The sequence below is a fragment of the Solwaraspora sp. WMMA2080 genome, from assembly GCF_027497395.1.
In the GTDB taxonomy this organism is placed as follows: Bacteria; Actinomycetota; Actinomycetes; order Mycobacteriales; family Micromonosporaceae; genus Micromonospora_E.
Window position 1 is genome coordinate 1,095,739 of record NZ_CP114910.1, and the last position, 21,731, is coordinate 1,117,469.

The 21,731-nt window shown below is 71.4% G+C and carries 26 protein-coding genes; 18 read left to right on the forward strand and 8 right to left on the reverse strand.

Annotated features, from left to right (window positions below):
• Positions 1-12: 12 nt before the first annotated feature.
• Positions 13-2,037, reverse strand: a complete 2,025-nt coding sequence (locus tag O7543_RS04750) for a polysaccharide biosynthesis protein (RefSeq protein ID WP_281554980.1) — start codon at positions 2,035-2,037, stop codon at positions 13-15.
• Positions 2,038-2,152: 115 nt separating this feature from the next.
• Between O7543_RS04750 and O7543_RS04755 the strand changes: the two genes are divergently transcribed.
• Positions 2,153-3,625, forward strand: a complete 1,473-nt coding sequence (locus O7543_RS04755) for a polysaccharide biosynthesis tyrosine autokinase (protein ID WP_281554979.1) — start codon at positions 2,153-2,155, stop codon at positions 3,623-3,625.
• On the opposite strand, the gene O7543_RS04760 is transcribed toward O7543_RS04755, so the two are convergent.
• The gene (locus O7543_RS04760; RefSeq protein ID WP_281554978.1) at positions 3,612-4,202 is read right to left on the reverse strand and encodes a low molecular weight phosphatase family protein; all 591 of its coding nucleotides are present in this window, start codon (positions 4,200-4,202) and stop codon (positions 3,612-3,614) included. The two genes, O7543_RS04755 and O7543_RS04760, sit on opposite strands and share 14 nt — an antisense overlap.
• 129 nt (positions 4,203-4,331) lie before the next feature.
• Between O7543_RS04760 and O7543_RS04765 the strand changes: the two genes are divergently transcribed.
• Genes O7543_RS04765 through O7543_RS04780 form a run of 4 tightly spaced genes read left to right on the forward strand, consistent with a single transcriptional unit; the run spans position 4,332 to position 8,722 of the window.
• Positions 4,332-5,486, forward strand: a complete 1,155-nt coding sequence (locus O7543_RS04765) for an aminotransferase class I/II-fold pyridoxal phosphate-dependent enzyme (protein ID WP_281554977.1) — start codon at positions 4,332-4,334, stop codon at positions 5,484-5,486.
• A complete protein-coding gene (locus O7543_RS04770) occupies positions 5,483-6,145 on the forward strand; it encodes a NeuD/PglB/VioB family sugar acetyltransferase (RefSeq protein ID WP_281554976.1) in 663 nt (220 codons plus the stop codon). The genes O7543_RS04765 and O7543_RS04770 overlap by 4 nt, the downstream gene beginning before the upstream one ends.
• Positions 6,142-7,395, forward strand: a complete 1,254-nt coding sequence (locus O7543_RS04775; protein ID WP_281554975.1) for a glycosyltransferase family 4 protein — start codon at positions 6,142-6,144, stop codon at positions 7,393-7,395. Before O7543_RS04770 ends, O7543_RS04775 begins: the two co-directional genes overlap by 4 nt.
• Positions 7,396-7,453: 58 nt before the next feature.
• Positions 7,454-8,722: a glycosyltransferase gene (locus O7543_RS04780; protein ID WP_281554974.1), complete on the forward strand. Its 1,269-nt coding sequence runs from the start codon at positions 7,454-7,456 to the stop codon at positions 8,720-8,722.
• A gap of 70 nt (positions 8,723-8,792) precedes the next feature.
• Here O7543_RS04780 and O7543_RS04785 read toward each other — a convergent pair whose 3' ends face one another.
• Positions 8,793-10,055: a nucleotide sugar dehydrogenase gene (locus O7543_RS04785; RefSeq protein ID WP_281554973.1), complete on the reverse strand. Its 1,263-nt coding sequence runs from the start codon at positions 10,053-10,055 to the stop codon at positions 8,793-8,795.
• Positions 10,056-10,199: 144 nt separating this feature from the next.
• Here O7543_RS04785 and O7543_RS04790 point away from each other — a divergent pair, with 144 nt between their 5' ends.
• Positions 10,200-11,186, forward strand: a complete 987-nt coding sequence (locus O7543_RS04790) for a GNAT family N-acetyltransferase (protein ID WP_281554972.1) — start codon at positions 10,200-10,202, stop codon at positions 11,184-11,186.
• A gap of 54 nt (positions 11,187-11,240) precedes the next feature.
• Here O7543_RS04790 and O7543_RS04795 read toward each other — a convergent pair whose 3' ends face one another.
• Positions 11,241-12,968, reverse strand: a complete 1,728-nt coding sequence (locus O7543_RS04795; RefSeq protein ID WP_281567344.1) for a hypothetical protein — start codon at positions 12,966-12,968, stop codon at positions 11,241-11,243.
• 129 nt (positions 12,969-13,097) lie between these two features.
• On the opposite strand from O7543_RS04795, the gene O7543_RS04800 reads away from it, so the two are divergent.
• Together O7543_RS04800 and O7543_RS04805 are read left to right on the forward strand one after the other, a co-directional pair.
• Positions 13,098-13,595 (forward strand): DUF1707 domain-containing protein, encoded by a 498-nt coding sequence (locus O7543_RS04800; RefSeq protein ID WP_281554970.1) that lies wholly within the window; start codon positions 13,098-13,100, stop codon positions 13,593-13,595.
• 220 nt (positions 13,596-13,815) lie between these two features.
• Entirely contained in the window at positions 13,816-14,031 is a 216-nt protein-coding gene (locus O7543_RS04805; protein WP_281554969.1) for a hypothetical protein, read from the forward strand.
• Here O7543_RS04805 and O7543_RS04810 read toward each other — a convergent pair.
• The 4 genes from O7543_RS04810 to O7543_RS04825 form a co-directional block, all read right to left on the reverse strand.
• On the reverse strand, positions 14,022-14,702 hold the full coding sequence (locus tag O7543_RS04810) for a hypothetical protein (RefSeq protein WP_281554968.1): 681 nt from the start codon (positions 14,700-14,702) through the stop codon (positions 14,022-14,024). The two genes, O7543_RS04805 and O7543_RS04810, sit on opposite strands and share 10 nt — an antisense overlap.
• Before the next feature lie 711 nt (positions 14,703-15,413).
• Positions 15,414-16,001, reverse strand: a complete 588-nt coding sequence (locus O7543_RS04815; protein ID WP_281554967.1) for a TetR/AcrR family transcriptional regulator — start codon at positions 15,999-16,001, stop codon at positions 15,414-15,416.
• 209 nt (positions 16,002-16,210) lie between these two features.
• Positions 16,211-16,462 carry a helix-turn-helix domain-containing protein gene (locus O7543_RS04820; RefSeq protein WP_281554966.1) on the reverse strand — a complete coding sequence of 84 codons (252 nt, stop codon included), beginning with the start codon at positions 16,460-16,462 and terminating at the stop codon, positions 16,211-16,213.
• A gap of 149 nt (positions 16,463-16,611) precedes the next feature.
• Positions 16,612-17,364: a zf-HC2 domain-containing protein gene (locus O7543_RS04825; protein ID WP_281554965.1), complete on the reverse strand. Its 753-nt coding sequence runs from the start codon at positions 17,362-17,364 to the stop codon at positions 16,612-16,614.
• A 126-nt stretch (positions 17,365-17,490) separates the two neighbouring features.
• On the opposite strand from O7543_RS04825, the gene O7543_RS04830 reads away from it, so the two are divergent.
• From O7543_RS04830 to O7543_RS04875, 10 genes are read left to right on the forward strand one after another with little or no spacing between them, the layout of a single operon-like run.
• The gene (locus O7543_RS04830; RefSeq protein WP_281554964.1) at positions 17,491-18,072 is read left to right on the forward strand and encodes a sigma-70 family RNA polymerase sigma factor; all 582 of its coding nucleotides are present in this window, start codon (positions 17,491-17,493) and stop codon (positions 18,070-18,072) included.
• Positions 18,073-18,078: 6 nt separating this feature from the next.
• The gene (locus O7543_RS04835) at positions 18,079-18,672 is read left to right on the forward strand and encodes an ABC transporter substrate-binding protein (RefSeq protein ID WP_281554963.1); all 594 of its coding nucleotides are present in this window, start codon (positions 18,079-18,081) and stop codon (positions 18,670-18,672) included.
• Between the two features lie 39 nt (positions 18,673-18,711).
• Positions 18,712-19,119 carry a hypothetical protein gene (locus tag O7543_RS04840; RefSeq protein WP_281554962.1) on the forward strand — a complete coding sequence of 136 codons (408 nt, stop codon included), beginning with the start codon at positions 18,712-18,714 and terminating at the stop codon, positions 19,117-19,119.
• On the forward strand, positions 19,116-19,430 hold the full coding sequence (locus tag O7543_RS04845; protein ID WP_281554961.1) for a hypothetical protein: 315 nt from the start codon (positions 19,116-19,118) through the stop codon (positions 19,428-19,430). Before O7543_RS04840 ends, O7543_RS04845 begins: the two co-directional genes overlap by 4 nt.
• On the forward strand, positions 19,367-19,579 hold the full coding sequence (locus tag O7543_RS04850; protein WP_281554960.1) for a hypothetical protein: 213 nt from the start codon (positions 19,367-19,369) through the stop codon (positions 19,577-19,579). Before O7543_RS04845 ends, O7543_RS04850 begins: the two co-directional genes overlap by 64 nt.
• Entirely contained in the window at positions 19,579-20,055 is a 477-nt protein-coding gene (locus O7543_RS04855) for an ABC transporter permease (RefSeq protein ID WP_281555589.1), read from the forward strand. Before O7543_RS04850 ends, O7543_RS04855 begins: the two co-directional genes overlap by 1 nt.
• Positions 20,052-20,402, forward strand: a complete 351-nt coding sequence (locus O7543_RS04860; protein WP_281554959.1) for an ATP-binding cassette domain-containing protein — start codon at positions 20,052-20,054, stop codon at positions 20,400-20,402. Before O7543_RS04855 ends, O7543_RS04860 begins: the two co-directional genes overlap by 4 nt.
• Positions 20,399-20,656, forward strand: coding sequence for a hypothetical protein (locus tag O7543_RS04865; protein ID WP_281554958.1), 258 nt, complete (start codon positions 20,399-20,401; stop codon positions 20,654-20,656). Before O7543_RS04860 ends, O7543_RS04865 begins: the two co-directional genes overlap by 4 nt.
• A complete protein-coding gene (locus tag O7543_RS04870) occupies positions 20,595-21,098 on the forward strand; it encodes an oligopeptide/dipeptide ABC transporter ATP-binding protein (RefSeq protein ID WP_281554957.1) in 504 nt (167 codons plus the stop codon). The genes O7543_RS04865 and O7543_RS04870 overlap by 62 nt, the downstream gene beginning before the upstream one ends.
• Positions 21,091-21,720: an oligopeptide/dipeptide ABC transporter ATP-binding protein gene (locus O7543_RS04875; RefSeq protein ID WP_281554956.1), complete on the forward strand. Its 630-nt coding sequence runs from the start codon at positions 21,091-21,093 to the stop codon at positions 21,718-21,720. Before O7543_RS04870 ends, O7543_RS04875 begins: the two co-directional genes overlap by 8 nt.
• The last annotated feature ends 11 nt before the right edge of the window (positions 21,721-21,731 follow it).

Here is a 21,731-nt window from a genome sequence, read left to right on the forward strand (position 1 = left end):
GTCGCTGATCGGTCAGGCCGCCCCGGTGGACCCGTTCTGGCTCGCGATCGGTGTGCCGCTCGGGTCGTCCGGGGCCGGGAGACCAGCACCGCCTGCCGGACCGACGGCACCGGTTCGTAGAGCGCCCCGCTGCCGCCGCGCTCCGACCGGCGGCCGGAGCGGCGTGCAGAGCGCGGCAAGGTCGTCGACCAGATCGTCCGGTCGGCCGTACGGGTCGAGCAGGTGCACGTGCACCGGATCCAGCGCCGGCACCGGGACCTGAGAGATCAGGGGGTGCAGCGGCCGACAGTCCGGCTCTCCGGCGCCGAGCAGGTCCTCGTGCAGCTTCTCGCCGGGGCGCAGCCCGGTGTAGATGATCCTGACCGGGTTGTCGTACTGCTCGGCGATGCTGCGGGCGACGTCGGCGATCCGCACCGGTTCGCCCATGTCGAGCACCAGCGACTCGCCGTCGCGGCCGACCGCGGCTGCCTGGATGACCAGTTGCACCGCCTCCTGGATGGTCATGAAGTACCGGGTCACGTCCGGGTCGGTGACGGTGATCGGTTTGCCGGCTGCCGCTTGGGCAAGGAACGTGTGCAGCACCGAGCCGCGGCTGCCGAGTACGTTGCCAAACCGGACACTGAGGAACGTGCCCTGGTTGGTCCCAGCCGCGAAGGCCGTGAGCCGTTCGGTGATCCGCTTGGAGTAACCGAGCACGCTGGTCGGGTCGGCGGCCTTGTCGGTGGAGATGTTGACAAAACGCTCCACACCGGATGCCGCCTCCAACAGGGTCTGAGTGCCCCACACGTTGGTCTTGACGGCCTCACCCGGGTGGCGCTCCAGCAGCGTGAGGTGTTTGAGTGCAGCGGCGTGGAAGACCACTTCGGGGCGACGGGCGCACATGATCTGCCGGATCGTGTCGCTGTCGCGCAGATCGGCGAGGATCAGGTCCGGGCTGTCCAGCAGTGCCCGGCCGCGCAACGACAGTTGTACGGCGTGCAGCGCTGACTCGTCGCGGTCGAGCATCATCAGCTCACCGGGCTGGAACCGCTGAATCTGCCGGCACAGTTCGGAGCCGATCGAGCCGCCGGCCCCGGTGACCAGCACCCGCTTGCCGGTCAGATAGCCGGCGATCGAGTCGAGGTCGGTCTCGATCTGGTGTCGGCCGAGCAGGTCACTGAAGTCGGGGTCGCGCAGGTCGGTGACGGCTGGCTCGTTCTCAAGCAGTTCGCCGACCGACGGGACCACCTTGAACCGGGCACCGGCCTGGTTCGCGAGGTGGCGTACTTCTCGGATCAGCGCAGCGTCGGCGTTGGCGACCGCGGCGACGACAGTGGTGGCACCGGTACGGGCGGCGACGGCCGGGATGTCCTGCCGGCTACCCAGCACCGGCACCCCGCTGAGCCGTAGCTGCCGCTTCGCCGGGTCGTCGTCGAGCAGGCCCACCGGCAGGTACCGCCCGCTCGGCTCGTCCAGCATCGCCCGGAGCAGCGACTGCCCGGCGGCACCGGCACCGAACAGCAGCACCCGCTGGATGTCCCGGCCAGCGGGCCGGCGGCGGCGTTGCCGGTGCAGCCGGCGCAGGTACCGGACGCCGAGCATCTGGACGAGCGCCAGGCAGCCACCGACCAGCGGTGCGCTGGCCGGCACCGGCCGTTGCGGTGCGGCGAGATCGAGCAGCAGCAGCAGGAGCATGGTGGCCAGCACGCACCGGGACACCACCCACACCTCGTCGAAGCTGCCCAGCCGGTACCGGTCCCGGTACAGGTAACTGAGGTGACCGGCCACCGTGTGCAGCACGATCGCGGCCAGCATGACCAGGACCAGACCGTTGAGGTGTGCCCCGGCGAGGGCGAATTCGTAGCGGGTCCAGACGGCGACGACCAGGCCGGCGCACCAGGCGCCGAGGTCCACCAGCCACATCGGTGCGACGGCGCGTTCCCGGTTGCGGCGGGTGGTGATGTCCGCAGGTCGGGTCGATGTCTGCATTCCAGCCCCGTTCAGTCGGCGTACGGGCAACCGCCGGGTACAGCCGGCGGTGCCTGCGGTCTCGTCCATTCGGTGTGGAGACTGCGGTAATGCCACTATTTGACCAGAAAACCTCCTTAGCTAGTGCAGATTGGTACAAGATGGTGCTGACCATGACGGAGCAGTGTTTTTGGAGGCCGTACCGATGGAACTGCGTGACTACTTCGACGCGGTGCGGAAACGATGGCTCTGGGTACTCGCCGCTGTGACCGTCGCGGTCGCCGCCGCCGTGCTGATCAATGTCCGGACCGCCCCGCAGTACGCCACCTCGGTCACCTTCTTCGTCTCCACCTCAAGCAGCCAGGGGGTGACCGACGCATACCAAGGCGGGCTCTTCTCCCAGCAGCGGGTCAAGTCCTACAGCGGACTGCTCACCAGCAGCCGGCTCGCCGAGACCGTGGTCGACCGGCACAGCCTCGGCCTGACCGCCGGTGAGGTGCAGTCGCGGGTCAGCGCGCGGCCGGTTCCCGACACGGTCCTGTTGCAGGCGACGGTGACCGACAGCTCACCGAACCGTTCGGAGCAGATCGCCGAGGCGATCGTCGCCGAGTTCGTCCGCCTGGTCGAGCAGTTGGAGACCTCCCCGGGTGCCGATCAACCGGCGATCAAGGTCGAGGTGATCGCGGGCCCGCTGCTCAATCCGGCGCCGGTCGAGCCGCAACCGGTGCGCAACATCAGCCTGGCGCTGTTCCTCGGGCTGCTCAGCGGGGTCGGCCTAGCGCTGTTGCGCGGGGTGCTCGACAACACCGTACGCACCGTCGATCAGATGCGTGACGTCACTGCGGCCGGGGTGCTCGGCACCATCCCGTTGGACAACGCTGCCCGCCGGGAGCCGTTGATCATCGGCCGGCAGGCGCACTCGCCACGGGCGGAGGCGTTCCGCCAGTTGCGGACCAACCTGCAGTTCGCCGATGTCGACAAGCCGGTGCACAGCCTGGTGGTGACCAGCGCCATGCCCGAGGAAGGCAAGACCACCACCGCGACGAACCTGGCGTTGAGCTTCGCTGAAGCGGGCAGCTCGGTGCTGCTGGTAGAGGCAGATCTGCGCCGCCCTCAGGCGGCCTCCTACCTGAACATGGAGGGTGCGGTCGGGCTGACGAACGTGCTCGCCGGCCAGGCCGAGCTCGACGACGTTCTGCAACCCTGGGGGGCCAGCGGCATGACACTGCTACCCAGTGGCTTCGTTCCGCCGAATCCGAGCGAGCTGCTCGGCTCACAACAGATGGCGGACCTGCTCGCGACGCTGCGCGCCCGCTTCGACGTGGTTATCGTGGACACCGCGCCGCTGGTGCCGGTCACCGACGCGGCGCCGATCGCCGCCCAGGTGGACGGCGTGATCGTGGTGGGACGGTGCGCCAAGACCAGCGAGACGCACCTGCGGGCGGCGGTCGCCGCGCTGCGCGCGGTGGACGCCCGGCTGCTCGGCTGCGTGTTGAACATGACACCGCACCGCGGTGGTGCCTACAACTACTACTACCACGAGCACGGCCGTCGACGTCGGTCCGCGAACGCGGCGGGCCCGACCCGGCAGCGTCAGGCAGTCGCGGAGCCCGACACCACGGCGACCGCCGAGGAGCAGGCAACGGCGGACGTCGGCGTACCGGTCAAGACTTCGTGATGATGTCCAGCAGGATGTCGACGGTCTGGTCGATCTGGCTGGCGCACCCGCGGAAGTCCTCCACCGGCCGCAGCACCGGGTCGGCGAGGTCGTCCTGTTCGGCGGAGACCGGCTGGACCCGGCTACGGGCCGCCGCCGCGGCGGCCACCAGCGACCTGGCCCGGCCCGCGGCGCCGGGCGGCGAGGCCGCCGACGGCAGGGCCGCGGCCTGGGCGAGCCGCCCGAACTGGCGGACGGTGAAGGTGCGGGTCAGCGCGGCCGGGGCCAGCGCGACGCAGTACGCCCGGTGCCGGCGGCTGGCGGTGAGCACCAGGTCCGCCCCGGTCAGCATGGCGGCGTCCACCTGCCGACTGACGAACCCGTCCGGATCGGCCTGGCGTTCCCGCAGGACCTGCTCGGTGTGCGGGTGCATCGGCTGGCCGGTCAGCGCTTCGGTGCCGGCGCTGTCCACGACGACCCCGTCGGAGTCCGTGCCCAGCCGGGTCTGCACGGCGTACCGGGTCAGCCGTTCCGCCAGCGGTGAGCGGCAGATGTTCGCCCGGCAGACGAACAGGATGGTGAACCGATCAGTGGTCATCAACGCCAGCCAATCCGGTGCGTCGGCGACCGGCCGTCGGACTGCGCCGGCCGATCGGTCGTGGCCGCCGACCCGACCACGACCAGGTCAGCCTAGCCCGCGAGCAGGACATTTCGCCGGAGCCGCGCGGTGACCCGGCAGATCTACCTGTCCCCGCCGGACGTCGGCCCGCTCGAGGAGGAGTTCCTGGTTCGGACGCTGCGCTCCGGCTGGGTGGCCCCGTCCGGCCCGGAGGTGGACGCCTTCGAACAGGAGATGGCCCGGCGGGTCGGCGTCCCTCACGCGGTCGCGGTCAACTCGGCGACCGCCGGCCTGCACCTGGCCCTGCTGGCGCTCGGAGTGGGACCGGGACAGGCAGTGGCGGTACCCACCCTGACCTTCGTCGCCACCGCCAACGCCATCGTCTACACCGGCGCCCAGCCGGTCTTCGTCGACTGCGACCCACGGACCGGCAACGTCGATGTCGATCTGCTGGCCGAGGCGCTCACCCGGCGGGAGCACGGTCAGCCGCCGGTACGCGCGGTGGTGCCGGTCGACATGTTCGGCCGCTGCGCCGACTACGACGAGATCGTCCCGTTGTGCGCGGCGTACGGCCTGCCGGTCGTTGAAGACGCGGCGGAGGCGCTCGGCGCCTGCCTGCGCGGTCGTCCCGCCGGCAGCTTCGGCCGGGCCGGGGTCTTCTCCTTCAACGGAAACAAGATCATGACGACCTCGGGGGGCGGGATGGTGGTCACCGACGACGCGGCGATCGCCCACCAGTGCCGCTACCTGGCCAGCCAGGCGCGCCAGCCGGTGGCGCACTACGAACACACCGACATCGGCTACAACTACCGGCTGAGCAATCTGCTCGCCGCGCTGGGCCGGGCGCAGCTGCACCGTCTCGACTCGATGGTCACCCACCGCCGGGAGATCCGTCAGCGGTACGCGAAGACCTTCGCCGGTGTCCCGGGGGTGCGCCTGCTCGGCGACCTCGGTGACGAGGCGGACCTCGGCGGCAACGCCTGGCTCACGGTGATCGTCGTCGACCCGGTCGAGTCCGGCTGGGACGCCGCCGAACTGGGCCGTTACCTGACTGACCGGCGGATCGAGACCCGGCCGGTCTGGAAACCGATGCACCGGCAGCCGGTCTTCGCCGCCGCGCCGCGGCTGCTCACTGGAGCGGCGGACCGGCTCTTCGCGACCGGACTGGCGCTGCCCAGCGGCTCGTCGTTGACCGACGAGCAGATCGGCCGGGTACTCGCGGCGATCGGAGCGTTCCTTGACGGCGACCGGAGCGGCCGATGAGCGTCCAGGACCTGGTGATCGTCGGCTGCGGCGGGCACGGCCGTGAAATGTTCGGCATCGTCGACGCCGTCAACCGGGCCGGTCCGGCACCGGCGTGGCGGGTGGTCGGCTTCGTCGACGACGATCCCAGCCCAGCCAACAAGGAACGCCTCGACCGGCTCGGTGCCGCGCTGCTCGGCGCGGTGAACTGGCTGACCGGGCAGAGCGACCCGCCCGCTTACGTGATCGGGATCGGCCTGCCGGCGTACCGTCGTGCGGTCGGTTGGCGGATCGACGCCGCCCGGCCGGCGGCGGCCCCGCTGGTCGCCGCCACGCTGATCCACCCGAGCGCCACGGTCGGTCCGGACAGCCGGATCGGCGCGGGCTCGGTGCTGTTCGCCGGGGCCAGGGTGACCACCGACGTGACGCTCGGTCGGCACGTGCACATCAACCAGAACGGCGTGGTCGGTCACGACACGACGGTGGCGGACTACGGCTCGGTGGGACCACTGGCGGCCGTTTCCGGATCCTGCGCGTTGGACGAGGCAGTCCTGGTGGGGACGACTGCGGCGATCCTGCAGGGCCGTCGCGTCGGTGCCGGGGCGACGGTCGGCGCTGGGGCGTGCGTGGTACGTGATGTGCCGCCCGGCGCGGTGGTCAAGGGGGTGCCCGCGCGATGAAGGTCCGTTGGTGGCCGTGGCGGGTGTCGCCGGTGTCGAGGGAGGCGTCGGGCATGCGGGTGGTCGTGATGCTGAAAACGGCCGAGGGCGGCCGGTGGATCGTGCCCCAGGTCGAGGAGCTGTGCCGGCGTGGCAACGAGGTCATCGTGGTGCTGCCCGCCGGCCCGGGCCGGTTACGCGAACAGTTGCGCCGGGCCGGGGTACCGATGGTCGACTCGCCGTTCCAGTTCCGGTTCCGCCCGACGCCGACGACGGCCGCGCAGCTGTGGTCGCTGCGTCGGCTGCTGCGTCGGCTGCGCCCCGACGTGGTGCACTACCACCACTATCACGCGGCGCTGGCGGTCCGGCTGAGCCTGTCCGGGCTCGACATGGTCAGGATCTTCATGGTGCCCGGCCCGCTCTTTCTGGAGTCGACGCCGATCCGCACCGCGGAGCGCTTCCTGGCCCGGCTGGACGATCTCGTCATCGCCGGCAGCGCGCACACCGCCGACCGGTACCGGTCCCTGGGCCGTCGTGCCGACGCGCTGGCGGTGGTGCCGTACGGCGTGGACACCCGGCTGTTCCGCCCGGCGGACGCCGCCACCCGGGCCGCCGCACGTCGGCGGCTGGGTCTACCCGCCGACGTCTTCGTGGTAGTCATGGTGGCGTACGTGTACGCGCCGAAGGCGATGGTGCACCGGGGGACCGGCATCAAAGGGCACGACGTCCTGCTGGCGGCGTGGCGGTCGTTCACCCGCGACTGTCCCCGCTCCCGCCTGATCCTGGTGGGTGGGGGCTGGGACGCGGCCGGTGAGGAGCACCGGCGGGAGCTGATGCGACGGTTCGACGTGGCGGCCGATCCGACCGTCGACTGGTTCGCCGGCGTCATCGACGTGCGGCAGTACTACGCAGCGGCGGACGTCAGCGTCAGCCCGTCGCGCTCGGAGAACCACGGCGCGGCGCTGGAAGCCGGGGCCTGCGGGGTGCCCTCCGTCGTGTCCGACGCCGGCGGCCTGCCGGAGACAGTCAACGGGGACAGCGGCTGGGTGGCCCCGACCGGTGACGTCGAGGCGCTCGCAGCCGCGCTGCGCGGCGCACACGCGGAGTTCCGGTCCGGTCGGCTCGCCCGGCGTTCGCTGGCCGCACGGGAACACATCGAGCAGCGGTTCGACAGCGGTGACTGCGCCCGGGCGGTGGCCGACCTCATCGAGACGACCGGCGGGCGCCAGCCGGCGCCACGCCGTCGGCCGGCCGCCGCGCCGGTCGGCTGATCTGCGCGGATCGCTGTCGCCGGCCGCCGTGCCGGCACCTGACTCTGACTACCGGCTGATGGGGAGTACAGTGGAGAACTCGTTGGGTTCCGCGATGGGCACCGTCGCGGTCAGTACCCAGACTCGGTTCCAACGCACACCGGACGGCGCCGTGTGGACGGTGAACGGGCCGGCGCACGCCTTCTGGACCCGGTACCTGTCGGCCTTCGACCGGGTCCGACTGCTCGCCGAGGTCACCGAGGAACCGCAACCGCCGTCCGGCGCATCCCGGGTGGACGGCGCGGGGGTGGAGGTCTGGCCGCTGCCGTACCGGCGCGGACCGCTCGGCCTGCCGCCGGGCCGTGCAGGGCTGCGCCGGTCGTTGCGGTACGGGGTCGACGACGTCGATGCCGTCATCCTGCGCAGCCCGTCACCGGCCGCCGGCCTGCTCGTACCGATCCTGCGTCGTTGGCACCGTGGCTACGCGGTTGAGGTCGTCGCAGACCCGCAGGACATGTTCGACGGTCCGGTGACGATCGACCCGGTGCGCCGCTGGCGCGTGCACCGGGCGGCGCGCCAGCTGCGGGAGCAGTGTCGGGACGCCACCGCCGTGGCCTACACCACCGGCACCGGCACATCGCTGCGGCTGCGCTGTCCGCCCGGGCCGAACACCGTCGCCACCGACTACCCGGACGTCGACCTGCGGGCCGACGCGTTCGTCTGCGAGCCCCGTGAACCGTCGGCGCCCGGCGGCCCGGTGACGCTGATCTCGGCCGGGACGCTCGACCACTCCCGGCACGGCGTCGACGTCGTCCTTGCGGCGATGCGTCGGCTGGCTGACGACGGCGTCTTGGCGGACCTGGTGTACCTGGGCGACGGCCGGTCCCGGCCGCGGCTAGAACACCGCGCGGCCCGGCTGGGACTGACCGACCGGCTCGTCATCGCCGGTGACCGTCCCGCCACCGAGATCCGGTCCTGGTTGGACGCCGCCGACGTGTTCGTGTCGCCGGGTTCCGCCGGTGTGCACTCTCCGGTAGTGGTCGAGGCGATGGCCCGGGGCCTGCCGGTGGTCGCCGTCGGGGCGGTGGGCCCGCCGGACCTGATCGAGGCGGACTGTCTGGTCACCACCGGCGGTCCGGCGGCGCTGGCCGAGGCGGTCCGGCGGCTGCTGACCCGGCCGCAGCGGATGGTCGAGGTGGCGGCGGCCGGTCTGGTCCGGTCCCGCGCCTACCGCACCGAGCTCGTGGCACCCCGACGGGCGATGTTCTACCGTGCCGTCCGGATGGCCGGTCGCCCGACGCCGGTGGCACCGGCAGCCCGGGGGCGGGAACACGCCCCGACGAGCTGACCGCGTCAGCGCCCCGCCGCCTACTTGCCGCGTCAGCGATCCCGCTGCCCAGGTAGGCGGCGGGGACGGGTCACAGCAGTTCCGTGCCGGCGGTGGCGGCCAGCCTCCGGCGGGTGTCCAGCACCAGTGGCGCAGCACTGAGCAGGGAGTAGTCGATGCCGTCGTGGTCGGTCAGCACGACCACCGCGTCAGCGGCTTCGACCTGGTCGACGGTGAGCGGCACCGCCTGTACGAAGGCCGGCATCTGCTCCGGGCGCAGGTGTGGGTCGACGACGTGCAACTGGGCGCCGGCCAGGTGCAGCAGTTCGGCGACGCGGACCGCCGGGGACTCGCGACAGTCGCCACTGTTGCGCTTGTACGCCAGCCCGATGAGCAGCACCCGCGCGCCCCGTAGCGCCCGACTGCGCCGGTTCATCGCGCTGGTCAACCGTTCCACGACGTACATCGGCATGTAGTTGTTCACGTCGTTGGCGAGTTCGACGAACCGGAAGTTGCGGCCGAGGGTCCGCTTGACCTCCCAGGACAGGTAGGACGGGTCCACGGGCAGGCAGTGCCCACCCACGCCCGGGCCGGGGGTGAACCGCAGGAAGCCGAACGGCTTGGTGCTGGCGGCGTCGATCGCGTCCCAGATGTCGATGCCGAGCATGTGGGCGTACACCGCCAGCTCATTGACCAGGGCGATGTTGACGTGTCGGAAGGTGTTCTCCAGCAGTTTGGTGGTCTCGGCCTCCCGGGTGCCGGTGACCGGCACGGTCCGGTCCACCAGACCGTCGTAGAACGCTCGCACCGACCGCAACGACTCGGGGGTGATCCCGGAGACCACCTTCGGGGTGTTGACGAAGTTCCATTCGTGGTTGCCCGGGTCGATGCGCTCCGGGCTGTACCCGAGGTGGAAGTCGAGCCCGGCCTGCAGACCGCTGCCCTTCTCCAACAGCGGCCGGAGAAACTCGTCGGTGGTGCCCGGGTAGGTCGTTGACTCCAGGATCACGGTCGCGCCGGGAGTGAGCTGCTCGGCGAGCGAGCGGGCCGCCTGCTCGATGTAGCGCAGGTCGGGTGCGCCGTCACGCAACGGCGTCGGCACGGTGATCACCGCGGTGTCGAATCCCGCTGCGGCGGCGTAGTCGGTGGTCGCGGTGTAGCGGCCGCTGCCCAACGCGGCGTGTAGCTCGGCGTCGGTGACATCCTGGACGTACGAGGTGCCCGCGCGCAGCATCCGGATCCGCTCGGTGTCGGTGTCCAGACCGACCACCCGGTGCCCGACCTCTACGGCGCGCATCGCCACGGGCAAGCCGACGTACCCCTGACCGACGATCACCACCGGTGCGTTCGCCATGTCTCCCACTTTCCGGATGAAAGCCCGATAACCGGCATAGGTATTTTAAGCACCGTAACCGTCTATCATGTGCCCGAATCTGGTTTGTCAGGTCTGCTGAAAAATCGTTCGTGCCGGTGTGGCGGCCTGCCAGACAATCGCCGGATGACAGCGACCACCGAGGCTCCGTCACTTCCTGCTGGGTACACCCAGCGGCCCGCCGGGCCCGATGATGCATCCACCGTCTTCCAGCTGATCGCCACCTGCAACACCGCGGTCATCGGCCGGCCCGACTACACCCTTGACGAGGTCGCCGACGAACTCGCCGACCCGGACTTCGACCCGACGCGGGACGGTTGGCTGGTGCGCGACCCGGGTGGCGTGGCGGTCGGCTGGGGTTGGGCGTGCCGCAAGGGGAGCAGCGACAACATCGACGTCGAGGCCTACCACCTCGACTCCGAACCGGTGGTCGGCGACTGGCTCTGGCACCGTGCCCAACGCCGCGCCGTCGCGATCGCCGCCGAACTGGGCCACTCCCGGGCCGTGCTGGACGTCGGCTGCTACCGGGAGGACACCGCGACGGCCGGCCGACTGGCCAACTTCGGCTTCTCGGTGGCGACCGTGTACAACCGGCTGTTCGTCCCGCACGATCCGGCGAGCCCGAGGGCCGACCCCGGGGCACCCGAGGGTGTGCGGATCAGCAGCACCGGTGACGATCCCGAGGCCCGTCACCAGGCATGGACCGTGCACCAGGCCGCCTTCGCCGACCACTTCGGTTTCGTGGCCAAGGCCTACCCCGACTGGGTCAGGCAGCTCGAGTCACACAGTGACCACGACTGGTCGCTGGGCGAGGTCGCGTACCTGGACGGCGTCCCGGCCGCGATGGTGCTACGGTCGCATGCCTTCGTGGCCGACGAGCAGAGCGGCTACGTACGGCTACTCGCGGTCCGACCTCAATGGCAGGGGCGTGGCCTGGGTCGTCTGCTGCTTCGCCGGGCGTTCGCCGCCGACGCCGCCGACCGGCGGCGGGGCACATTCCTGCACGTCGACACCGACCCCCGCCGGCCGGCGCTGCGCCTGTACCTCGCCGAGGGCATGCGGCCGGTCCAGATCATCGATGCCTGGCGACGGACCGTCCCGGTGACGCCCTGACCCAGTGAGGTGCCCGACCCGACAGACTGGACGGCGATGACAAGCCGGACCGGCTCACCGCTCGGCCGCGAGCCCGGCCACCGTCCGCCGGATAACCTGCTCGAACAGCTCCCCGTCGACGACGGCCAGTGACGCGGTCATCGACACCACGATCAGCGTGGTGTCGACCTGTACGACAGCCAGCGCGGTCGTCGCCGTGACCCGTCCGGCACCGCGGCCCAGCGTCCGGACCACGTCCATCCGCCAGACGCGGTCGCCGATGGCCGGTGCCACGCGGGGCAGCGACTGTACCCGTAGTCCGGACCGTCCGTCGGTGAACTCCCGACAGGCCGCACCGGCCCGTTCGACCGCGGCGAAGACCATCTCCACCGGCCTTGCCGAGGACATCGCGTCCGGCCGGTACGACACGACGTCGATCTGCAGGGTGCTCCGGCCGAGCCCAGCGCCGCCGGGTGCGGCCCGCGTCGCGTAGCGCGCCACGCCCCGGCCGGTCCGTCCAGCGGCGGCGCGGCGCAGATAGTCGTCAACGATCGACGGCTGGCAGCCGGCCGGTCGACTCCCCGCCGGTGGCGGTGCCGGAAGCGGATCCGCCCGCCACGCCGGGCCGAGCACGGGCTCGACGGCCCGGGCGGCCCGGTTCGCCGCAGCCGTGTCGATCGGAACCGGACCGGCGCTTCTCGGCGTGTCCGGAGCCCGGTGGGCGTGGTCCGGGTCGGGCCCGCCGCGCGGGCCGGATCCGCTGTCCGGGACGGTGGGCGACGGCCGGATCAGCAGCGGCGCGGCGAGGTCCGGCGCGGCCGCGGTGCCCACCGGAAAGGCGAGCAGCCCGGCGACGACTCCGGCCAACGTCGCCGGGACGGCCGCCGCGCCGGGCGAACCGGTCCGCCCGGCGGTCAGCACCGGCAGCAGACCGGCCAGGACCAGCAGGGCGGGTGCCAGTGCAGCACCGGCGACCAGCTGATCTCCAACGGCCGGTGCCAGGTGCCACAGGACGGACGCCCCGGCTTGGCCCCCCGCACCGGCGATCACCCCGGCGGCTGGCACGGCGTACCAGGTTACCGTCCGGGCACCACCCGGTCCGCAGCGTAGTCCGACGGTCAGGCTGGCGACGGCGACGGCCAGCAGCAGCACGCGGCTCATCGACCCGGCAGGCGTGCCCTGCCCCGGGCCGGTGCACGCGGCACCGGCGGCCAGCGCGGCGCTCGCCGAGGCCAGTAGCCACGGCCAGCCGCGCAGCACGGCGCGGCGAGCGCTCTGGCCCGAGGCGATCCGGTCCAGCTCGGCGCGCACGAGCGGGTCGAACACCACCGGAACCAACGGCAGTCGGGCCGCCGCCGCCGGTAGCACGACCGCCGGCCGCTGGCCTGGACCGGCGGTGCTGTCCGTCCTGCGGCCGCCGATACGCAACCGGGGTCGGTCGGAACCGACCAACCGGTGCTGCCGGCAGAGTTCCTCGAAGCGCGCCTCGGCCATCGGATGGGCCGGGGGCAGCCGGGCGATCCGGCGTTGGGCGCACACCGTCGTGACCAGCGTCCCGGCCAGCCCACTGCCGAGCGCGATCGCTGCCCCGGAGGCCATCAGGGCACCGACGGCCCAGGTCGCCTCGGTCAGGCACATCGCCTGGTCGCCGGCGGAGGGCGGGCAACGGGTCAGCACGTCCAGGTACGCCAGCCCGATGGGACGGTATGCCAGGGCCAGTATCCCGCCGGTTGCCGCACCGAGCGCGGCGAGTGCGACCGCGACCACCAGCAGGGGCCATGTCCTGCCACACCTGGGCGTCATGCCGACAGACCCCCGCATATAGCCATCCGTGCCGGACCATATACCGAACGTAGACATGATGGGGGATTCCGTCCCGCTGGTCCAGCGCGACCTGCGGCGACCGTCAGGTGGAGTAGCCTCGGAAACACTGTGGAAGGCGACTACGGGGTCAACAAGCGGGCCGGTGCCGAGCGCGCCGGTGGTGAGCGGGTCGGTGACGCGCAGCGCAACCACGTCGTCGAGTTGCTCGCCCGGGCACTCGGTGAGGGCTACCTTGACCTCGCCGAGTACGAGCGGCGGCTGGTTGAGGCGACTGCGGCGACAACGTCGGGGGAGCTCGTCGTGCAACTGACCGATCTGCCGCGGCGGTTCCACTGGGACCCTCGTACGCCGGTCGTCGGGTCGTCGGTCGCCGACCGGGCCCGAATCCGGCGCACCACTGCCGCGTTGATCATCGCCGTCGCGTCGTTGCCGTTCGCCGCCTGCTACGGCGTCGGCGCGGTACCCGCTGTCGCGGCGATCGTCCTGGCGGGTCCGGGCCGACGGGTTCCAGGTCAGCGGGCCATGGCGCTGGCAGCGACCGTGGTCGGATTGGTCGGCGTGGTCGGGTCCGTGCTGAGTATCGTCCTGCTACTCGTCGTCGGCTGAGACGCCCGGCCGTCTCCCGGTAAAGTGCCATCTACGGACCGGCCGGGCCCGGCCGTCGCGGACAGGTGCGATCGTCGATGGCATGTGCCCGTCACGAACGGCCCGACATGCCGGGGTCATCCTTGTTCTACTGCTGTGTCTGACCGCCTGCGCCGCGACCAGCGCGAAATGCCGCAACAACAGTTGTACGGTCGCCGTCAAGACAACCGAAACTGCAAGCGTGGAGATTCTCGACCACCAGATGGAATTCCGCGATCTCGTCGCCGGATCGGTGACCGTGGTCTACGCCGGACAGCCCTATTACATCCCGGTCGGGCAGACGGCGGGGGTCGGTCCGCTGACCGTGACGGTGACCTCGGCGGACCCGGGTCGGGCACAGCTGGTCATCTCTGCGGACCAGCACACCGGCGCGGATGCCGGTCGTGGTCACCGCTGAATCCAGAGACGCAGTTCCTGTGGGTCGAGGCAGGCAAGTACCGCTTCGTGCAGGATCATGCTGGCTGCCCGAGCCAGGGTGAGGTCGAACTGTCCGGTGCGGCCGTCGGGCATCCGCAGCGCGACCGTGCCGGTACGCCGGTCCACGGCACAGCGCAGCGGCAGCTCGGCGGCCCGGCCACCCGGCGAGCGGACCAGGACCCGCAGCTCGACCACGCCGTCGGAGACCCGTCGATCGACCATGGGACCGCTGCCCGGCGGGGCAGGTCGACCGGCCGGCGCAGGCCGGTCGCGTGCTGCCGGCTGGCGTTGGGGACGCCGGGGCGGATCGCGCTCCGGGCGGCAGGTCGCTGTCGTGGTGCGTCCGGCGGGTGGGCCCGGCGTGGTCGCGGGCCTCGCCGGCCGGGCGGTACGCACGGGTTCGGGTGGTGGCCGCCGGTCGGCGCGGGGCGCTAGTTCGGGGCGGCCGAGCACCACGGTGTCCACGCCGGTGCCCTCTGCGCCGGTGACTCGGTACCGGACGGTGACCGCGGTGTCGGACAGGTTGAGCACCACTCCGGGCCGCCAGGCCCCGCTACGGTGGATCCAGATCGGATCACCTCGCCGGTACGCCGTCACGGTGTGCGCCGTACCGGCTGGCGGCAGGCGCGAGCTGCGGCCCGTGCCGCTCACCGGAACTCGTACCGCATTATTGGGAACTGCCTCTGATCGCCGGGACAAAGTCGTTACGTTGCCCGGCCGACGATACTTCCTCGATGACCGGGTGCGGCAGGGGTCGATGCCTGGTGCCTATTCGGATATTGCGGACCAGGGGGTGGGGAGGCCGAGTCGTGCCGTCTTCCCGACGATCAGGAAAGATGGTCGGGTGCTCCGCCGGATATCGTGCGGTTCCTGCCGCGTTGCCGAGGACCGTTTGACATGACTCGGCGTGAACACGTTTTCGAGGACCATGCGCTGTCGGGTTTCCCGTACCGCTGCGGCCTCGCCGCTGGCATGCGTGGACGTACCGGCCCGATGGTCGATCGGACGGCTACCGCCGCCTTGGCGAAGCGGTCTGCCAACTCTCCGTAGTGTTCACGCGGGTGGCCGACGTCTGTCGGTCGAGAGCCCGCTGACCGACAGACGTCAAGGGGAGGCGGGCGCGTGCGGCACCGGCAGGCAAGGGAGACCAACCCAGCTTCCTAGGAAGCATCAGGGGCTGTGCCACCAGTTGCCCCCGACGGACCTCAAATGTCCATCAGATACTCAGCAGGGCAAGTGTCTGCAGTGGAGCGCGAGAGCTGGATCGGCCGACCGGCGTCAAAGCTGCAGCGGCGGGTGGGAGCGTTGCTCAACCATCCAGTGGACTGCGGCGCATCGCCGGGCCGGCCGGAGCGCCGCTGATCAGCGGCGTGCGGCGATGCCGTCCAGGAAGAGGGTGGTGCAGTCGTTGATCAGCCGGTTGAGCGAGTACTTGCCGCCCGGCCTGAACCATCGCACGGTGAGCCACACTGCATCGCGGGTGAGCCGGTAGAAGGTCTTCGGGTCGATGTCGGAGCGCAGAGTACCGTCCCGGCGTCCGGCGTCGATGACGGTGAGCCAGACGCTCTCCACCTCCTTGGCCACGCCCTTCAGGTAGCCGAACCGGGGTAGACCACGCAGGTAGTTCGCGTCGTTCTGATAGATCTCGGTGGCGTGCGGGTGGCTGGCGGCACACTCGAGCGAGGCCCGGATGAGTTGCCGCAGTTGGTCGTCCGGCCCTTCCGGCCCGTCGAGGATCTGCTGGTAGCGGGCGCGCAGGTCGGCGAGGTAGCTGGAAATGATCTCGTCGACCATCGCTTCTTTGGACTCGAAGTGGTGGTAGAGGCTACCGGAGAGGATGCCCACGTCGTCGGCGATCTCGCGGACGGTCGTGCCGGCGACGCCCCGGCTGGCGAACAGCGCGCCAGCCCGGTGGAGTATGTGCTCTCGTCGGCTGCGGGAAGTCACCATTGTCTCCCTGGTCGTGTAGCGGTGAAGCGGACACTTGCTTGGCACCTTCCGCGACGAGCCGGCCCGGCGGATACAGCCGGATTCGGCAGTCAACCATGGCGGCTCTCTGACCAATGTGATCGGTGACCGGGTGGTCATCACGAGGGGCGGAGGAGGTACGTCCGTCAGTCTAGGACCCAGGCAAGACGATTAACCGTACGCGGCGCGATCTAGTCCAGTGTGTCCTGATCGGCGCTCCCTGCGCTGTGCTCAGGCTCAGGTGTACGGTCAGCATGGACGGTCGGATCCGGGCGGCGTCCGCCGCGACTGCGGATAGGCACACCCGAGTAGTGCAGTCGCCGGTGCACGTAGCTGTACGACACGCCGAGCTCGGCAGCGATGCGCCGGATCGGCGCTCCGGCGAGGTACCTGCTGACGATCTGGGCGCTCGTCGGACGCTCGTCGGGCGTGGTGGCCGGCATGACTGCTCCCTGGCCGTGACGGGACGGTGGTGTCGTTGCGGATGTCTGCCGGACGAAGCCGGAGGCTGGTCCGTCGTCACCATGTCCCGTCAGGGGGAGCGGAGGTTGTCCGGCCGGGTTGTCAGATCAACGGCACCCGGGACGACGGGTCAGGCCGCCCGGTCCCGGCGGTGGCGGATGCTGGCCACGCCGCCCCGGACCACCCGCAACGGTGTCGGGTTGGCCGCCGGTGGTTCCTCGTCGAGTTCGACGCGCCAGCGTGACCGCGTGCGGCCAGCGTCGCCCGGTGACGTGTCTGGGTCGCCACCGCGTCTGCGCAGCGCCAGGATGAGCAGGTACCCGGCGACGACCAGGCCGTGGCTGAGCAGCCGTGGGTAGTCGACCCGCCCGGTGATCACGTCGTTGACCGACAGCAGCGCCAGCACCGCGACGAACGCGGTCAGGGTCGGCAGCATCCCGGCCGGCCGGGTGCGCCGGACGGCGATCCACACGAAGCCGGCGCCGAGGGCGACGTTCCAGGCCGCGGACTCGTGCCACAGGTGGTTGGGTGCGGTCCCACCGACCGGATCGGGAACATGCAGATGGCCGTCGGCGACGCCGCCGATCTGGGCCGCGCCGAGCAGGAACTGCGCGATTCCGAGGACGCCGAGGGCGTACCGCAGCAGCAGGGCGACCCGGGCGGCGGCCAGCCGTCGGGGCGGCGCGAGTGCGTCGAGCACCGACTCGTCGATGGCACCGACCGGTTCCGGGCCGGTCCGCCGGGCGAGACTGGTGACCACGGCGGCATCGGCGTACCAGTCCCGGCAACCGGCACAGCCGGTCAGGTGGTCCCGCGCCGCAGCCGACTCGGCGACGTCGGTCTCCCCGTCGAGTTCGGCCGACAACAGCTCACGAAAGTCCACGCACCCCACATGTCAATAGTCGGCCTGCCCGCCGGGACGGTTCCCACCGGGGTGGCGCCCGGCCGGGAAGACGCCACCGGGCGGGTGGACTATGGCGGGGGAGGCTTGCCGGATACCCTTCCAGTCATGCCGCACGCCGCACCGGACGACGCCCAGATCACCCGTTGGGCCCTCGCGGCCCGCGACGGTGACCGGGCGGCCGCCACGTCGTTCGTCCAGGCCACCCAAAGTCAGGTGCAGAGGTTCCTCACCCATCTGGTGGACAGCACCGAGGCGGAGGACCTCGCCCAGGAGACGTTCCTGCGGGCGATGCGGTCGTTGCCGCGCTTCGCTGGACGCTCCAGCGCGCGTACCTGGCTGCTGTCCATCGCCCGGCGGGTCGCCGTCGACCATATCCGCGCCGTCGTGGTGCGGCCCCGGGTCGCCGATCTGGCCGACTGGCAGGCGGTGGCCGAGGCCGTGGTCGTCGGCCCACGCTTCGAAGAAGCCGTGGCGCTGCGTCAGCTGCTGGCCGGCCTGGCCGCCGACCGCCGGGAGGCGTTCGTGGCGACCCAGGTGCTCGGGTTGAGCTACGCCGAGGCCGCCGAGGTCTGCGGCTGCCCGGTCGGGACGATCCGGTCCCGGGTCGCTCGGGCCCGCGAGGACCTGGTCGCCGCAATGACGGAGTCGGGGCGGCAGTCCGGCCGGCAGCTACGAGCGATCAGCTGATCTCTCGTGCCCCTGTCCCGCGGGACAGAGTCGGCGGCGGCGTTCGACGCCGACCTGGCCCGCAATCCGGTGGGCACCGGGATGTACCGGGTCACCGAGTACCAGCCGAGCTCCAGCGCGACATACGAGCGCAACCCCGACTACTGGGACCCGGATGCGGCCGCCGCCGCTCGGATGGAGTTCACCAGTATCACCGACTCCCAGCAGCGGCTCAACGCGCTGCGGACCGACTCGATCGACGCCACCATCCTGGACGCGGCGAACGTCGCCGCGGCCGAGTCGGCCGGTCTGGTGGTGGACTCCGCCCCGGTGCTGCAGTTCTACCACCTGCAGCTCAACCTGTCCCGCGAGTACCTCGACGACGTGCGGGTACGGCGGGCAATCAACCATGCGATCAACCGTGAGGACCTGGTCAGCGGCCTGCTGTTCGACCTCGGCGAGCCGGCGGTCCAGCCGTTCCCGAGCGGGTACTTCGCCCACGACGAGTCCGTCGCCGACCTGTACCCCTACGATCCACAGCGGGCCCGGCAGCTGCTCGACGAGGCCGGCGTACCCGAGGGCCACACCCTGGAGTTCATCAACCAGAACGCCCCCGCGTAGACCCAGCTGACCGAGGCGCTGCAGGCACAGCTGGCGGAGGTGGGTCTCAATGTCGAGATCACCCAGACGGTCAACTTCGCCAACTCCTTCTACGTCGAAGGCCAGGGCGACGCCGGAGCGATCAACTGGACCGGCCGGCCGGATCCGTCACAGACCGTCGGGCTGGTCATCGCCGAGAACGGTTTCGCCGACCCGGGCAAAGTGACCACGCCCGAGGTGACCGCCCTCTACCAGGACCTGCAGGCCACCACGGACGAGACGCATCGGCAGGAACTGGCCCGGCAACTGTCGGCCCGGATCATCACCGACGCCCTCGACGTCGTCCTCGACTTCCCGTACAGCAACGTCGCGTACAGCGACAAGGTGGTGGCCTGGAGAACTGGCTCGCCGGCAAGCTGGAGTTCCCCGGCGTCGGCACGACGACGATCAGGCATGGTGAGGACATGATCGGACTCGTCGGCCGGCGCCTGTTGACCATGGTGCCGCTGCTGCTGTTCGTCACACTCGTGGTGCACGGCATCGCGATCTTCGTCGCCGGCGACCCGGCGGTCCGGATCGCCGGGGAGAACGCCACCGCCGAACAGATCGCTCTCACCCGGGACCGGCTCAACCTCGACGAGCCGTGGCCGGTGCGGTACTGGCGGTGGCTCACCGACGCGGTCCGGGCGATCTCGGCAACTCAATCTTCAACGCGGTGCTGCAGCCACCCACCGGCGGACACCTGCTCGGCACCGACGACCTGGGCCGGGACCTGCTGAGCCGGCTCATCGTCGGCGCCCGGCCGTTGCTGCTGGCCGTGCTGCAGTCCCTCGCGGTCGGGGTCGGCTTCGGAGTGCCGATCGGGCTGCTCGCGGTGCTGCTGCCGGCGTTGCCCGGTGGGCTGCTGATGCGGATCGTCGACGGGTGATGGCCTTTCCGCCGCTGCTGCTGGCGATCGGCGTGCTCGGCCCAGGGCTCAGCCAGGCGATGATCGCCGTCGGCGTGGTGTTCGTGCCGCGGTTCGCCCGGCTGACCCGCACCAGTGTCCTGCAGGTCTACCACGAGACGTACATCGACGCCTCGCGGGTCATCGGCACCCCGCTGGGTCGGCTGGTCCGCTGGCACGTGCTGCCGAACATCACCGGCCCGGTCGTCGTGCAGGTGGCGGTGGCCAGTGGGTTCGCCATGCTCGCTGAGGCCGGTCTGAGCTTCCTCGGGCTCGGTGTCCAGCCGCCGGACGCGAGCTGGGGCGCGCTGCTCGGCCGAGCGCTGCCGTACGTCGACACCGCCTGGTGGCTGGCGGTCGCCCCCGGCGCGGTGATCACCTCGACCGTGCCGGCCACGAACGTGCTCGCCGACGGCGTCGGTGACTCGCTCGGCCGCGAATCCAGGAGCCCGCGTTGACCACACCCGCCAGGAGCACCGAATCTGCCAGGAGCACCGCTCAACCGGCGCCGGTCACCGGCGCGGTGCTGCAGGTCACCGACCTCACCGTCGCGGTGGGTAGCGCCGCCGCCGGCGGCTGGACCGACCTCGTTCACAAAGTGCCGTTCGAGGTGGCCGCAGGTGAGACCGTGGGGCTGGTCGGGGAGTCGGGCTGCGGCAAGAGCACCACCGCGCTGGCGTTGATGGGGCTGCTGCCGCCCCGGGACCTGCGGGTCGGGGCGGCACGGTCCGGCTCGACGGGACCGACCTGTACCGGTTGTCCCGTCGGGGCTGGGAGGACGTCCGCGGCGACCAGATCTCCATGATCTTCCAGGAGCCGATGTCCAGCCTGCACCCGGCGTTCACCGTCGGCGAGCAGATCGCCGAGTCGGTACGCCGGCACCGGGGGCTGTCCCGCCGGGCGGCCGCCGACCGGGCGGTCGAACTGCTCGACCTGGTCGGCGTGCCGGACGCCCGGTCCCGGGCCCGGGCGTACCCGCACGAGTTTCTCCGGCGGCATGCTGCAGCGGGTCCTGATCGCCATCGCGCTGGCCTGCGAGCCGAAACTGCTGGTCGCTGACGAACCGACGACGGCCCTGGACGTCACCGTACAGGCGCAGATCCTGGATCTGCTGCACGAGATGCGCGACCGGTTCGGGCTGGCCGTCCTGCTGGTCACCCACGACCTCGGGGTGGTCGCCGAAGTGTGCGATCGGGTGGTGGTGATGTACGCCGGCCAGGTCGTCGAGGAGTGCGACATCGACACCTTCCTCGCCGGTTCCCGCCATCCGTACAGCCGGGCACTGCTGGCCGCCGCGCCGGACGCCGCCGTCGACGGCGAACTGACCTGGATCCCCGGTGCCCCGCCCGGCCCGGACGAACTGCCGTCCGGCTGCCGGTTCCAGCCGCGCTGCCGGTACGCCCGCGACGCCTGTCGCAGCGGACCGATCGTGCTGCGTCGCACGGCCGACGGACACGCGAGCCGTTGCCTGCTCGACCCGGAGGCGATGACCGATGAGTGAACTACTGCGCCTTTCCGACCTGCACGTCACGTTCCCGGGCCGGTCGCTGTTCGGCCGCCGGGCCGCGCCGGTGCAGGCGGTACGCGGCGTGGACCTGACAGTGGCGCCGGGCGAGACGGTCAGCGCACTGGACGTGTCGACCCAGAACCAGATCCTCATGCTGTTGCGGGTGTTGCAGCGGGAACGGGGGGTGGCCCTGCTGTTCATCAGCCACAACCTGCTCGCCGTACGGCATGTCGCGGCCCGGGTGGCGGTCATGTACCTGGGCCGGGTGGTGGAGACCGGGCCGACCGCGCGGGTGTTCGCCGCACCGGCCCACCCGTACACCCGGGCGTTGCTCGCCGCCGTGCCGGGCGCGGCCCGGCGCCGCCAGCGCGGCGTGCGGGCCGCGTCGCCGGTCGGTGAGCTGCCCAGCCCGGTCGCGCCGCCGTCCGACTGCCCGTTCCATACCCGCTGCCCGCTGGTGCTGGACCGCTGCCGGGTCGAGATGCCGGCGGCGGTGCCGGTGGACGACGGCGGTCACGTCTCGTGTCACCTGCAGACCAACGGTCCGGCGCTCGGCGGCCGGCCGCTGCCGGCGTCGCTGGCGGCCGGCGTCGGACCCGCGACGGCGGCCGGGTGACGCGGCACCGG